At 71.0% G+C, this 13,828-nt stretch carries 11 protein-coding genes; 7 read left to right on the top strand and 4 right to left on the bottom strand.

The genetic code is table 11. The annotated features are described in order from the left end of the window. Positions 1–127 precede the first annotated feature (127 nt). The gene (locus NUV38_RS00555) at positions 128–325 is read left to right on the top strand and encodes a DUF6458 family protein (protein WP_257727269.1); all 198 of its coding nucleotides are present in this window, start codon (positions 128–130) and stop codon (positions 323–325) included. An 849-nt stretch (positions 326–1,174) separates the two neighbouring features. Here NUV38_RS00555 and NUV38_RS00550 read toward each other — a convergent pair. The 4 genes from NUV38_RS00550 to NUV38_RS00535 form a co-directional block, all read right to left on the bottom strand. Then, positions 1,175–1,327 carry a hypothetical protein gene (locus tag NUV38_RS00550; protein WP_257727268.1) on the bottom strand — a complete coding sequence of 51 codons (153 nt, stop codon included), beginning with the start codon at positions 1,325–1,327 and terminating at the stop codon, positions 1,175–1,177. 799 nt (positions 1,328–2,126) lie between these two features. Continuing rightward, positions 2,127–3,413 (bottom strand): RNA polymerase sigma factor, encoded by a 1,287-nt coding sequence (locus tag NUV38_RS00545; RefSeq protein WP_374625581.1) that lies wholly within the window; start codon positions 3,411–3,413, stop codon positions 2,127–2,129. 276 nt (positions 3,414–3,689) lie between these two features. Further along, entirely contained in the window at positions 3,690–5,165 is a 1,476-nt protein-coding gene (locus NUV38_RS00540; protein WP_257727266.1) for a glutamate--cysteine ligase, read from the bottom strand. Positions 5,166–5,261: 96 nt separating this feature from the next. Next, a complete protein-coding gene (locus tag NUV38_RS00535; RefSeq protein WP_257727265.1) occupies positions 5,262–6,284 on the bottom strand; it encodes a DUF4192 domain-containing protein in 1,023 nt (340 codons plus the stop codon). A 136-nt stretch (positions 6,285–6,420) separates the two neighbouring features. Between NUV38_RS00535 and NUV38_RS00530 the strand changes: the two genes are divergently transcribed. The 6 genes from NUV38_RS00530 to NUV38_RS00505 are packed head-to-tail and all read left to right on the top strand — an operon-like array spanning position 6,421 to position 13,810. Beyond that, positions 6,421–7,842, top strand: coding sequence for a DNA polymerase IV (locus tag NUV38_RS00530; protein WP_257727264.1), 1,422 nt, complete (start codon positions 6,421–6,423; stop codon positions 7,840–7,842). Beyond that, positions 7,839–10,013, top strand: coding sequence for a S9 family peptidase (locus tag NUV38_RS00525; RefSeq protein ID WP_257727263.1), 2,175 nt, complete (start codon positions 7,839–7,841; stop codon positions 10,011–10,013). The genes NUV38_RS00530 and NUV38_RS00525 overlap by 4 nt, the downstream gene beginning before the upstream one ends. 10 nt (positions 10,014–10,023) lie before the next feature. Next, a complete protein-coding gene (locus tag NUV38_RS00520) occupies positions 10,024–10,821 on the top strand; it encodes an exodeoxyribonuclease III (RefSeq protein WP_257727262.1) in 798 nt (265 codons plus the stop codon). A 3-nt stretch (positions 10,822–10,824) separates the two neighbouring features. Then, positions 10,825–12,027, top strand: a complete 1,203-nt coding sequence (locus NUV38_RS00515; protein WP_257727261.1) for an APC family permease — start codon at positions 10,825–10,827, stop codon at positions 12,025–12,027. Positions 12,028–12,072: 45 nt separating this feature from the next. After that, complete coding sequence (locus tag NUV38_RS00510; RefSeq protein ID WP_257727260.1) at positions 12,073–12,507, top strand: MarR family winged helix-turn-helix transcriptional regulator; 435 nt, start codon at positions 12,073–12,075, stop codon at positions 12,505–12,507. After that, entirely contained in the window at positions 12,491–13,810 is a 1,320-nt protein-coding gene (locus tag NUV38_RS00505) for an MFS transporter (protein ID WP_257727259.1), read from the top strand. Before NUV38_RS00510 ends, NUV38_RS00505 begins: the two co-directional genes overlap by 17 nt. Positions 13,811–13,828 lie beyond the last annotated feature (18 nt).

Here is a 13,828-nt window from a genome sequence, read left to right as displayed (position 1 = left end):
CGCGACAGTCTAACGCACATCGCTCTGCTGTCCGGGCATCCTGCGACTCCGAGGTGCGGAGAGGTCCGGCCCGTGCCACGCTCGGCGAAGTCGGCCACCACGGTCGACGACGAACCGAGGAGACATCATGCAGATCGGCAGCTCGCTCTTCCTGCTGGCAGCAGGCGCCATCCTGGCGTTCGCCGTCCAGGACTCCATCAACGGGGTCGACCTCACCATGGTCGGCTACATCCTCATCGCCGTCGGGGCACTGGGCCTCATCGTGTCCCTGGTCCTCAGCGGCCGCAGCCGCGACCGCCGTGGGGAAGTCCCCCCGCCGCGCTGAGCCGTGCGTCGGCACTCGCGACGCACCACGACGGGCCGGGAGGATCCTCCCGGCCCGGCGTCATGTCTGGACCCAGGTGAGAGCCGTCCGCCTGTGCGGTCTCGCAGGTGAGATCACGCGCTCCACGAACCGGACCGTTGGGAATCCAAACGGACTACGAGGAAGTTCGGCCGACGTCCACACGGGGCGCGGGCTGGAACGCACAACAATTCGGAGGGAGAAGGCCGAAGCTTCGAGATGCGGAAGGACACTGGGGACCCTCGGAGCCGCGGTGACGCTGGGCGTTGCATCTACTTTGTCCGTCGTGGCCGCGTCTGCCAGGGTCGGCGAGTGTCCCTTGACCTCCTTCTCGTCGTCGCAGCCGCGATCACGATTGCCACGACGTTCACGCTTGCCTCTTGGGCAGTTACTCGGCGACTGACGACCGAGGTTCCTCTACGTCGCGGCGGCTGTGTTCGGGGGGCTGTTACCCACGGGGTTCCTCTGAGCAGCTATCGCGTACACAGTGCTCGGCGCCGACAGCTAACCGTTCGGCGCCCCACCCTTGTCCCCGGGCGCGTGGTAGTTCCTCAGCGCGTTGTGCCTGGTCTTATCGGCGAACCCTGCGACGAGTCTCGGGTAGGCGCCGGCTTCGAAGGGCAGCGCTGCGCCCTGATCGGCCAGGATGACGACGGGCAGCACCAGGCTCCGGTCTTGGCGTGCTCGACCTGCCCGGCCCTTCGTGACCGCCGTGTCTACGCCGAGGCGTGGCCCGACGACGGAGGTGTGGGCGGGGATGCTGCCGTCCACACGAGGTCGGCGCAACGACCGTCGTGACGTCCTCGCTCGAGGTAATGGGTCGTGAGGCCGCTACTGGCGGCGGCGTGCCTCAGCCCGCTCGGCGTCGCGCCGACCGCGGTGCCAGATGCGCGAACCGAGGTAGACGCCGCCGACTCCACACACGATCACCAAGAGGAACAGCATCACCAGCAGGATCTCGGTCGGTCCGATCTGTCGCATCACCCGCACGGCGTAAATTGACTCGGTGTGCTCTCGTGACGAGTTCGAGAAGGTCGTACATCTTGGAGGTCAGCGAGCCGATGGCGATGGTGCTCGCTCGGATCGCGGACTTGCTCGAGCGCGGCACTTCGCGTCCGTACTCGTGGTGTCGATCCCGAGGCGTCTGCCGTTCTTGAGGTCATCCGCGTTGCGGTGGTCGACCTCGATCTCGCTCTCCTCGGCGAGCCAGGCGCTGAAGCGTCGGACGGCGAGCTGCCGACTGCAGGCGGTCGAGGCTGCTGCTCCCCCGGCGAGCAGTCCGTCGGTGAAACGCGCGGACTTGGGCCCGGGAGAGGTCGGCTTCGAGGTTGTTGGCGACAGCCCACTTCAGGTAGGTGCGGTCGCCGTCGCCGTAGGACTTGAGCGTCTGCGGACTCTTGCGCTCAGCCCTGAGGCACAGCTCTCAGGCGGTCACAAGCAGCTCGATGTCGGCGGGACGAAGCGTCACGAAACGTCCTCGGCACGAGCCCTATGCCCCTCTCGAGTCCACCAGGCTGCAATGCCCAGCCATCCGATCACGAACACATAGCTCCAGGTGGACCGCACCCCGGGTTCGAAGACGATCAGGACCGCTCGATATGCGGCAAGCAAGACTGCTCCGATGGCCAGCCACGTGTAGAACGTGGGCCTCACACGGGAGAACGACACGCCTAGAACATATCGATATCTGGGCTAGAGGCGCTGTGGGGTGCACAGCGTGCCGCCCACGAGCTCGGACTCTTCCCGGGACTCCAGTCAGACCCGAACTCGTGGGCGCCGCGGCTCAGTCCAGGTAGTCGCGCAGGACCTGGGAGCGGGACGGGTGGCGCAGCTTGCTCATCGTCTTGGACTCGATCTGGCGGATGCGCTCACGCGTGACGCCGTAGACCTTGCCGATCTCGTCGAGCGTCTTCGGCTGGCCGTCGGTCAGGCCGAAGCGCATGGAGACCACGCCGGACTCACGCTCGCTGAGCGTGTCGAGGACGGCGTGCAACTGCTCCTGCAGGAGCGTGAACGACACGGCGTCGGCCGGGACGATGGCCTCGGAGTCCTCGATGAGGTCGCCGAACTCGCTGTCGCCGTCCTCGCCGAGGGGCGTGTGCAGGCTGATGGGCTCACGGCCGTACTTCTGGACCTCGACGACCTTCTCGGGCGTCATGTCCAGCTCGAGCGCCAGCTCCTCCGGCGTGGGCTCGCGGCCCAGGTCCTGCAGCATCTGGCGCTGCACACGGGCCAGCTTGTTGATGACCTCGACCATGTGAACCGGGATGCGGATGGTGCGGGCCTGGTCGGCCATGGCGCGCGTGATGGCCTGACGGATCCACCAGGTGGCGTAGGTCGAGAACTTGAAGCCCTTGGTGTAGTCGAACTTCTCGACCGCACGGATCAGACCGAGGTTGCCCTCCTGAATCAGGTCGAGGAAGAGCATGCCGCGGCCGGTGTAGCGCTTGGCCAGCGAGACCACGAGGCGCAGGTTGGCCTCGAGCAGGTGGTTCTTGGCCCGACGACCGTCGACGACGATCCAGTCGAGCTCCTCACGGACCTTCTCGGAGATGCGACCGCCCTTGGCGAGCTTCTCCTCGGCGAACAGGCCGGCCTCGATGCGCTTGGCCAGCTCGACCTCCTCACCGGCGGTGAGCAGCGAGACCTTGCCGATCTGCTTGAGGTAGTCCTTGACCGGGTCGGCCGTGGCGCCGGCGACCATGACCTGCTGGACGGGCTCGTCGGACTCGTCGGCCGCCGACAGCGTGAAGCTGGACTCCTCGTCCTCCTTCAGCGTCGGGTCGTTCTTGAGATCCTTGACGAACTCCTCGTCGGGGATGTCCGGCAGGATCTTCTTGCCCTGGGCGTCGACCTTCGCGGCCTCGCCTGCGGCGGGCACGTCGAGGACCTCGGCGATGTCGACCGGCTTCTCGGCGGTCTTCTTGGCGGCGGTCTTCTTGGCCGGAGCCTTCTTGGCGGGCGCCTTCTTCGCCTGCGTGGAGGGCGCGGCCTTGCTGGCCGGGGCCTTCTTGGCGGGAGCCTTCTTCGCGGTCGAGGAGGCTGCGGGCTTCTTGGAAGTCTTCGTCACGGGCTCTTCTGATCTCGCGGGTGGGCTGGGCGGTACTGCTCGCGCCCGGTCATCGGGCAAGACATGCTCGGCGAGTCCACTCGCGCGGCCGAACGTGCGACACGGGGTCGCGCTCCGGGCACGGAACTCACGAGCAAATCTCCTCCTTGACCGGTATGAGGGCGCAACAAAGAGGCCTGCGGTCAACCTCTGCGTGATCCAGTCTGCCACGCACGCCCAAGCCTCCGACGGCGGGGGCGCACGTCCCACGGATGCCGGCGCCCGACCCCTCCGGACTCAGTCGGTCGGCCAGCTGTGGACCGGCTCGTTCGCGTGCATGAGCTCGGCGTAGCGGCGCGTGACGGCCTGCAGCGCCTTCACCCGATCGCCGCCGCGCGCGAGCTCGCGCTCGAAGCTGCCGATGAGCCAGGTCGACCCGTTGACGCCGCGGATGCAGCGCTGCTCGATGACGTCGAGCAGGCGTCCGGCCACCGGGCCGTCGACGCCCATCTGCGCGAGACCCTCGTGGGCCAGGGGCAGCAGATGGCGCAGCACCAGCTCGCGCGCGGACACGGTCCCGACCGACGGCCAGTACTGGTCGGTCTCGATGCCGACCCGGGCGGCCTGGTGGAAGTTGTCCTCGGCAGCCTTGAACGACAGCTGCGACCAGACCGGGCGCTCGCTCTGGCGCATGACGTGCACCAGGCCGTAGAAGAGGGCCGCGTTCGCGAGGGTGTCGACCACGGTCGGCCCAGCCGGCAGCAGCCGGTTCTCGACCCTCAGGTGCGGACGTCCGTCGGCCACGTCGTAGATCGGCCGGTTCCACCGGTAGACCGTGCCGTTGTGCAGCCGCAGCTCGGCCAGCGACGGCACGCGCCCGGCCTCGAGCTCCGCGAGCGGGTCCTCGTCCTCCACGATCGGCAGCAGCGCCGGGAAGAAGCGCACGTTCTCCTCGAACAGGTCGAAGACCGAGGTGATCCAGCGCTCCCCGAAGAAGACGCGCGGCCGGACCCCCTGGGTCTTGAGCTCCTCGCTGCGCGTGTCGGTGGCCTGCTCGAAGAGCGGGATGCGCGTCTCGTGCCACAGCTGTCGACCGAGCAGGAACGGCGAGTTGGCGCCCACCGCGACCTGGACCCCGGCGACCGCCTGGGCGGCGTTCCAGGTCGCCGCGAACTCGTCGGGCTCGACCTGCAGGTGCAGCTGGGTACTGGTGCACGCGGCCTCGGGGACGATCGTGTCGGCCGTCGTGGCGAGCCGGTCGACACCGTCGATGACGATCTCGATGTCCTCGCCGCGCGCCGACAGGATCTGGTCCGACAACAGGTGGTAGCGCGGGTTGGGCGACAGCGAGTCGGCGCCGAGGTGCTGCTCGCGCAGCGTGGGCAGCACGCCCACCATCAGCAGGCCCGCCCCCGCCCGCTCCGCCTTCGACTGCGCCTCGTTGAGGTCGCGGCGGACCGTGTCCTCCAGCGTCCGGAAGCCTGCACCGCTCGCCGGCTGCGGCGGGACGTTGATCTCGATGTTGAACAGCCCGAGCTCGGTCTGGAAAGCCTCGTCGGCGATCGCCTCGAGCGCCTCGGCGTTCTTCATCGCGGGATCGCCCACCTCGTCGACGAGGTTGAACTCGATCTCCACGCCGATCTGCGGCTCCCCCACCGAGAAGTCGCGCTCGGAGAGCATGCGCGCGAAGACGTCGAGACATCGACGGACCTTCGCCCGATAGCGGGTCCGGTCCTCACGTGTGAAGGACCTGTCGTCGACGTCCTGCCCCATGGCCCAACCCTAGGGGTCGCGGAGGTCGCGCGCCTCACCGAACGCACGGCCGAGCCAGAGGTGGCCGTGCCCGTCCTGGTGTCGCGAGGTCGCCCGTCAGGTCGCGTCGGCCCCCGGACGTGTCGTCTCGGCCAGCTCGGCCAGGGCCGCTCCACTCACGAGGTGGTGCAACCGGTCCGGGTGCAGGCCCGCGACGAGGGCGCGCTGGAGGCTCTCGGCCATGTCGAAGCAGGGGTCGGCGGCGCGCGCGTGCTCGAGGCCCATCACGGCCTGGGCGCCGTCGCCCACCAGGTAGGCGAGGTAGGCAGCCACCGTGTACGGGACCGCGGCGTACGCCGACGGCGCGTGGCGCGCGAGCTCACGCCATGCCGGCAGGACCCGTTCCGCCTCATCCCTGGAGTACAACGGCCAGAGCCGGTCGCGCACCGCGTGGTGGGTGAGCCACACGCAGGAACGCAGGAGGGCCAGGTCGTCCGGTCGCGCACTGCCCTCGAGGAGGTCGACGACCTGCAGGACCTCCTCGATGCCGGCGTCGCCCACCTGGGCCACGGAGCGCGTCCACGACTGCCGGACGATGTCGCGCTCCACCTCGAGCACCTGCGAGGCCAGCCATCCGCACCGCGGCCCCTGGACGGGGTGCCACCGTCGCTCCAGCGTGGCCCGGTCGGGAAGGATCTCCTGGCCGGCGACGACCGCACAGACGACACCCGGGTGGTGGTCGCTCAGCTCCAGCGGGGTCCCCTCGGCCGGGTCGTCGTCGAAGGTGGTCCAGTACCGCTGCGTGTCGGTCCAGGCCGTGACGACGGGGCGGACCGTCCCGAGTCCGCGCTCGACCGCCCAGGCCGCCTCGCCGGCCGCCTCAGGTCGACGCGAGACGACGAGCACGATGGCACCCTCGGCACCGTTGTTGCGCAGGTGACCCGCCACGAAGCGGGCCAGCTGGGGGACGTGCTCCGCGTCGTGGGGCAGGTCGACGCGCATGCGGAAGCCGAACCGCTGGCGTGGCCCGGACGTGGCGATCGCGCAGATCGACTCCTCGGGCATGAAGCCGAACACGGTCGGCAACAGGTTGAACAGGTCGCCCACGTCGTGGGCCGTGAACACGGGTGCAGTCGTCATGTCTCCACACTCGTGCTCCGTCCCGCGGCCCGACAGGCCCTGCCGCAGACCTGTGGACGGGCGCCGGTCGGCCGCCCGTGGGGCTGTGGACGGGCGTCGGACCGCATCCGTCGGACCAGGGCCGCACAATGGGCCGATGCGGTCCACGGCCTCGGTGCTCCACCTCGACCTCGATGCGTTCTTCGCCTCGGTGGAGCAGCGTGACAAGCCGTCCTTGCGCGGCAAGCCGGTCATCGTGGGCGGGATCGGCCACCGGGGCGTGGTGTCGACCGCCTCCTACGAGGCGCGTGTCCACGGCGTGCGGTCGGCGATGCGCATGGCCGAGGCGCGCTCGCGCTGCCCGCACGCTGCCTTCCTCAGCGGCCGCTTCGACGCCTACCGCGAGGCCAGCGCCCTGGTGATGGCCCGGCTGCGGCAGGAGTCACCGCTCGTCGAGCCGCTGTCGCTCGACGAGGCCTTCGTCGACCTCGCCGCCGGACCGGACCACGATCCCGACCCCGACGCCCTGCTGGCTCGGGTCGAGGCACTCCGGGCCGACATCGAGGACCTCACCCACGGGCTCACCGCGTCGGTGGGCGTCGCCTCCTCCAAGCTGATGGCCAAGATCGCGAGCGAGATCCGCAAGCCCGACGGCCTCTTCGTCGTGGCGCCGGGAACGGAGCTGGAGCTGCTGGGACCCATGCAGGTCACCGCCATCCCCGGCGTCGGGCCGGCCACCGCCGAGCGGCTGAGGCGGACCGGCGTCTCCACGGTCGACGAGCTCCGCTCGCGCGACGAGGACGAGCTGGTCCGTCTGCTCGGCTCGGCCTCGGGGCGCTCGCTCGCGAGACTCTCCCGGGCCGACGACGACCGCCCCGTGGTGGCCGAGCGGGAGGCCAAGTCGATCAGCGTGGAGGACACCTTCCCCGACGACGTCACCGATCGGGCCCGGCTGGAAGGTGTCGTCGAGACGATGGCCCGTCGCGTGGCCGACCGCCTCCGCCGCGGTCGACTCTCGGGCCGCACCGTCACCGTCAAGATCCGGTACCACGACTTCGAGACCCACACCCGGTCCACGACGCTGCCCGGACCCACCGACTCCCCCGGCCTCCTGGCCCGCAGTGCACTGGCGCTGCTCGCCGCCACCGACCTCTCCGGCGGGCTGCGACTCGTCGGGGTCGGCATCAGCGGCCTCGCCGACTGGGTGCAGGACGACCTCTTCGAGGCGGACGAGCCGCTCGACCTCCCTCCCTCCGAGAAGAGCGACACCGCCGCCGACGTCGCGCCGCTCCCACCGGTCAGCTGGAGCCCCGGCAACGACGTGCACCACCGCACGCACGGCGACGGATGGGTCTGGGGTGGCGGTCTGGGCCGGGTCACGGTCCGGTTCGAGACCCGGCTCACCGGACCGGGGCCCGTGCACACCTTCGCGGCCGACGATCCCGATCTCTCCCCCGGGCACGAGGGGCCGACCCGGCCGCGTCGCCCCGACGAGCTCGCAGAGGCGGAGGTCACTGCGGACCTGCCCGACCACGTCTCCGCGCCGCCCGTGGAACCGGGCGATAGCGTCACGGCATGACCTCCTCGCCCCACCCCCCGGTCGCCGCGAAGCACCCGATCACCCGCAGCCACCACGGCGACTCCGTCGAGGACGACTACGAGTGGTTGCGCGACAAGGACGACCCGCGCACCATCGCGCACCTCGAGGCCGAGAACGACTACGCCGAGGCTCGCACCGCCCACCTGGCCGGCCTGCGCGCGCGGCTGTTCGAGGAGATCCGCACTCGCACCCTCGAGACCGACCTGTCCGTGCCCGTGCGGCACGGTCAGTGGTGGTACTACTCGCGCACGTCCGAGGGCAGCCAGTACGCGATCCGCTGCCGCACGCGGGTGGAGTCCCCCGACGACTGGGACCCGCCGGTCCTGGTCCCCGGGGTCCCCGTCCCGGGCGAGGAGGTCCTGCTCGACTCCAACGTCGAGGCCGACGGGCACGAGTTCTTCTCCCTCGGCGGGTTCTCGCTCAGCGACGACGAGAACCTGCTCGCGTGGTCCGTCGACGTGGTCGGCGACGAGCGCTACACGATCCGCGTCAAGGACCTGCGGACCGGCGAGGTCCTGCCCGACGAGATCCCCGGGACGAGCGGCGGGGTCACCTGGTCGGCCGACGGGAGCCACCTCTTCTACACGACCGTGGACGATGCGTGGCGCCCCCACCGGGTGTGGCGGCACCGGCTCGGCACCGACGCATCCGACGTGCTCGTGCACGAGGAGACCGACGAGCGGTTCTTCACCGGCGTCGGCCGCACGCAGTCCGAGCGCTACCTGGTCATCGGCGCGTCTTCGAAGATCACGAGCGAGATGCTCGTGCTCGAGGCCGACGACCCCACGGGCGACTTCCGCGTGGTGATCCCCCGACGCGACGGCGTCGAGTACTCCCTCGAGCACGCGGTGCTGGGCGACCGCGACGTCTTCCTCGTGCTGCACAACGACGACGCCGAGGACTTCGAGCTGGGCTCCGTGCCCGTCGACGCCCCGACGGGCCGGCCCGACGTGGTGGTTCCCCACACGCCGGGCACCCGCCTCGAGGGGGTCGACGTGTTCGCCACGACCCTCGTGCTCTCCTACCGTCGCGCCGCCATGACGCGCGTGGCGGTCGCCCCGCTCGGTCCCGACGGCATCGGGGAGCTCACCGAGATCGACTTCGGCGAGGAGCTGTTCACCGCCGGCGTCGGTGCGAACGCCGAGTGGGACCAGCCGGTGATCCGGCTGGGCATGGGCTCGTTGGTCACCCCCAGCACGGTGCTCGACTACGTGGTCGACACCGGAGAGCTCGTGGTCCGCAAGCAGCAGACCGTCCTCGGGGGCTACGACCCGGCCGACTACGTGCAGCACCGCACGTGGGCCGTCGCCGACGACGGCACGCGTGTGCCGATCTCGCTCGTGGCCCGTGCCGACACCCCGCGCGACGGGTCGGCTCCCGCCCTCCTCTACGGCTACGGCTCCTACGAGATCAGCATGGATCCGGGGATGTCGATCCCTCGTCTGTCACTGCTCGACCGCGGCTTCGTCTTCGCCATCGCGCACGTGCGCGGCGGCGGCGAGCTCGGCCGGGCCTGGTACGACCAGGGCAAGCTGGTGCACAAGAAGAACACCTTCTCCGACTTCGTCGCCGCGGCTCGCCACCTCGTGAGCGAGGGATGGACCAGCGCCGAGCGTCTGGTGGCCGAGGGTGGCAGCGCCGGTGGCCTGCTCGTCGGCGCCGCGCTCAACCTCGCGCCCGACGCGTTCGGTGCGGTCGTCGCCGAGGTCCCGTTCGTCGACGCGCTCACCACCATCCTCGACCCCAGCCTGCCGCTGACCGTGATCGAGTGGGACGAGTGGGGCGATCCCCTGCACGACCCCGACGTGTACGCGTACATGAAGTCCTACTCGCCCTATGAGAACGTGCGCGCCGCCGACTATCCCCCGGTCCTCGCGGTCACGAGCCTCAACGACACCCGCGTGCTCTACGTCGAGCCCGCCAAGTGGGTCGCGCGGCTGCGCGAGCTCTCCACCGGCAGCACGCCGCCCTTGCTCAAGACCGAGATGCACGCCGGCCACGGTGGGGTGAGCGGACGCTACGCCGCGTGGCACGAACGTGCGTGGGAGCTCGCCTGGATCATCGACGCCGTCGGCGCCCCGCACGAGCCGATCGCACCTGTCGGGGCCGGCGCTCCACCGGCTTCGGTCGACGTCGGAGGCCACTCGTAGGCTGGCTCGCGTGCTCCGCATCGCCACCGTCAACGTCAACGGCATCCGTGCCGCTCTCCGCCGGGGCATGGGTCCCTGGCTCGACGCCGTCGAGGCCGACGTCGTCACGCTGCAGGAGGTCCGCGCGCCCGACACGCTCGTCCACGACCTGATGGCCGACAGCGGCTTCCACGTCGTGCACACCGAGGCCGCCGCGAAGGGCCGCGCCGGCGTGGCCGTGCTCAGCCGCACCGAGCCGAAGGCGCACCGCGTGGGGCACGGCGACCCGTCCTTCGACGACGCCGGGCGCTGGATCGAGTCTGACGTGGTCCTCGAGGACGGCAGCCTGCTCACCGTGGTCTCGGCCTACGTGCACTCCGGTGGCGTGGGAACCCCGAGCCAGGACGACAAGTATCGCTTCCTCGACCAGCTGCTGGTGCGCCTCGCCGAGCTGCGCGAGCACGCCGACCACGCGGTCGTGACGGGCGACTTCAACGTCGGCCACACGGAGCGAGACATCAAGAACTGGCGCGGCAACCTCAAGAAGGCCGGTTTCCTGCCGGAGGAGCGCGCCTACCTCGACCGCGTCCGTGACGACCTCGGGTGGGTCGACGTGGCGCGCGCCCACGCCGGCGACGTGGACGGCCCGTACACCTGGTGGTCGTGGCGGGGCCAGGCCTTCGACAACGACACCGGCTGGCGCATCGACTACCAGCTGGCCACGCCCGAGCTGGCCGCGACCGCGGTCGCTGCCAGGGTCGACCGGGCCCCCACCTACGCGGAGCGGTTCTCCGACCACGCGCCGCTCGTCGTCGACTACGACGTCTGAGACGTGGCGCTGGCGCGGGTCCTCGGCCCGGTCCGGGCGACCGGACTCGGTGCCGGCTCCATGCTGGGCGCCGGCATCTTCGTGGCGGTCGGTCCCGTCGTCGGGCGCGCGGGCGACGCCGCCGTGGCGGCCGTCCTCCTCGCGGCGACGGTGGCCGGGCTCAACGCCACCGCGTCGGCCAGGCTGTCGCGGCGCATGCCCGCCGCCGGCGGGACCTACGTCTTCGCCCGCGAGCGTCTCGGACCCACCTGGGGTCATCTGGCCGGCTGGGTGTTCGTGGTCGGCAAGACCGCGTCGTGCGCGGCCATGGCCTTGGCGGTCGGCGCACACCTCTGGCCCGGCCACGCCACGTCGGCGGCGATCCTCGCCGTCGTGGTCCTCACGCTCGTCGACCTCGCCGGCGCCCGACGGTCCGCCGACGCGTTGACCGCCTCGGCGGCCCTGGTCGTCATCGTGGTCGGCGGCTCGGTCCTCCTGCTCCTCGAACGGGGCGCGGTCGTCGCGCCTGTCCCGCCCACCGACGGGCTCGACGTGGTCCAGGCGGCCGCCCTGCTGTTCTTCGCCTTCGCCGGCTACGCCCGGCTGGCCACCCTCGGTGAGGAGGTCCGCGACCCCGAGCGCACCATCCCGCGCGCCATGGCGGTGTCGTTCGTCCTGGTCACCGTGCTCTACCTGCTCGTCGCCCTGGCCGTCTCACGCACCCTCCCCGCCGACGTCGCGTCCGCGAGCGACCGCGCCCTGGCCGACGCCGTCGACACGCTCGGCCGTCCCGCACTGTCCGCCGTCGTGGCCACGACCGCCGTCGTCGCGGCGGGCGGGGCCCTGCTCTCCCTGCTGGGCGGGGTCAGTCGGACCGTGCTGGCGATGGCCCGCGACCGCCACCTCCCGGCGCGCCTGGCGCACGAGTCCTCCCGCGGCGTCCCTGCCTCGGCCCAGGTCGCGGTGAGCCTGGTCGTCGTGGCGGTGCTGCCGTTCGTCGGTGCGGTCGAGGCCGTCGCCGCCTCGAGCGGATGCGTGCTCGTCTACTACGCGCTCACCAACGCCTCGGCCCTCACCCTCGAAGGTTCCGGATACCTGAGGCTGCTGGCACGGATCGGGGCGGCCGGGTGCCTGCTGCTCGTGCTGGCCCTGCCGATCGCCGGGGTCCTGTGGACCCTCGGCGTGGTGGTCGTCGGCCTGCTCGCCGGGCGCGTGACGCGGCGATGACCTCCCACCGCACAGGGTGCATCAGGTCCTGATACATTTGGTTGCATGACGCAACCGGATGTCGCACGACTGGCGCAGGCCCTGCGCGAGCTGGTCTCGGTGATCTCCCGCGAGACGGCCTCCCACCGCCTCAGCCGCACGGCCGCCGGGACGCTCGCCGCACTCGAACGACACGGACCGTCGCGCATCTCGGACCTGACCCGGCTCGAGGCCGTCGGCCAGCCGGCGATGACCGGTCTCGTCCAGCGCCTCGAGGCCTCGGACCTCGTCAGCCGCACGTCCGACCCCAGCGACCGCCGAGCGACGCTCGTGGCGGTCACCGACGCCGGGCGCGACGCCCTGGCGGAGCGCCGTCGACAGCAGGACGCGATGGTCGCCGCCCGGGTCGCCCGACTCCCACCCGACCAGCTCGCCGTGCTCGACGCCGCCGTCGACGCGATCGTCGAGCTCACCCAGGAGGATCATGACCAGCCCCACTGACCGCACCACCGACGCAAGCGGACACGGAGGAGCCCGATCGAGCCTGCTCGGCCAGCCGAAGGCCGTGTACGCCGTGGCCTTCGCCTGCGTGATCTCCTTCATGGGGATCGGCCTGGTGGACCCGATCCTGCCCGCGCTCAAGGAGCAGCTCGACGCCACGGAGAGCCAGGTGACGCTCCTGTTCACCAGCTACCTCGTCGTCACCGCCGTCGCCATGCTCGTCACGAACGCCGTGTCGAGCCGCTTCGGTGCCAAGCGGACGCTCGTCGTCGGCCTGGCCGTCATCGTCGTGTTCGCCGCCCTCGCGGGGTCCAGCGGCAGCATCGAGGGCATCGTCGCCTTCCGCGCCGGCTGGGGCCTGGGCAACGCCCTCTTCATCGCGACGTCGCTCGCCGCGATCGTCTCGAGCGCCCGAGGCGGGTTCGCCGGCGCGATCATCCTGTACGAGGCCGCGCTCGGTCTCGGCATCGCCGCGGGCCCGCTCGTCGGCGGGACGCTCGGCAACATCAGCTGGCGCGGTCCGTTCTACGGCGTCGCCGTCCTCATGTCGATCGCCCTCGTCGCGACCGTCGTGCTCCTGCCCGCCACCCCCAGGCCCGACCACACGACCCCGCTCTCGGCACCCCTGAAGGCACTGCGTCACCGCGGGCTGGCCACGATGAGCATCGCTGCCCTGCTCTACAACTGGGGCTTCTTCACGATGCTCGGGTACGCCCCCTTCCCGATGGCACTGTCGATCACCCAGCTCGGATGGGTGTTCTTCGCCTGGGGCGTCCTGGTGGCCTTCTTCTCGGTGGTCGGTGCACCGTGGTTGCAGCGGCACCTCGGCACGTCCGTGTCGCTGTACGTAGCGTTCACGCTGTTCGCGGTCGACCTGGCCCTGATGGCGGTCGACCCCACCGACCAGCGGCTCATGGTCGGCTGCGTGGTGGCGGCAGGCATCTTCATCGGCATCAACAACACCCTCATGACGCAGGCCGTCATGACGATCTCGCCGGTCGAGCGGCCGGTGGCCTCCGCCGCCTACGGCTTCGTGCGCTTCATCGGCGGCGGTCTCGCCCCCTTCGCCGCAGGTCGACTCGTCGCGGCCACCTCGGTGCACGTGCCGTTCGCGGTGGCCGCCGTGGCCGTGCTCGCCGCGGCCCTGGTCCTGTCCACCGCTCATCGCGCCCTGCGCGACGCCGACGCCGGGCTCGACGAGGACGGTCACCCGGCCGGCGACCCCGAGGAGGTCGCCGGAGAGGTCGCCGACGAGTTCGGCGGAGCGCCCGGCGCCGTGGACGAGGTCCTGCGGTCCAGGTGATCCCCGGGCGGCAGGACC

The sequence above is a fragment of the Aeromicrobium sp. 50.2.37 genome, assembly GCF_024655735.1.
In the GTDB taxonomy this organism is placed as follows: domain Bacteria; phylum Actinomycetota; class Actinomycetes; order Propionibacteriales; family Nocardioidaceae; genus Aeromicrobium.
Note: the sequence above shows the minus strand (reverse complement) of the source record. Positions and strands in the feature narration are given on the sequence as shown.

Excerpts from the sequence above, each read along its gene's own strand:
- NUV38_RS00555 (WP_257727269.1), top strand. The coding sequence starts at position 128 with ATGCAGATCGGCAGCTCGCTCTTCCTGCTGGCAGCAGGCGCCATCCTG.
- NUV38_RS00540 (WP_257727266.1), bottom strand. The coding sequence starts at position 5,165 with ATGGGGCAGGACGTCGACGACAGGTCCTTCACACGTGAGGACCGGACC.
- NUV38_RS00535 (WP_257727265.1), bottom strand. The coding sequence starts at position 6,284 with ATGACGACTGCACCCGTGTTCACGGCCCACGACGTGGGCGACCTGTTC.
- NUV38_RS00530 (WP_257727264.1), top strand. The coding sequence starts at position 6,421 with ATGCGGTCCACGGCCTCGGTGCTCCACCTCGACCTCGATGCGTTCTTC.
- NUV38_RS00525 (WP_257727263.1), top strand. The coding sequence starts at position 7,839 with ATGACCTCCTCGCCCCACCCCCCGGTCGCCGCGAAGCACCCGATCACC.
- NUV38_RS00510 (WP_257727260.1), top strand. The coding sequence starts at position 12,073 with ATGACGCAACCGGATGTCGCACGACTGGCGCAGGCCCTGCGCGAGCTG.
- NUV38_RS00505 (WP_257727259.1), top strand. The coding sequence starts at position 12,491 with ATGACCAGCCCCACTGACCGCACCACCGACGCAAGCGGACACGGAGGA.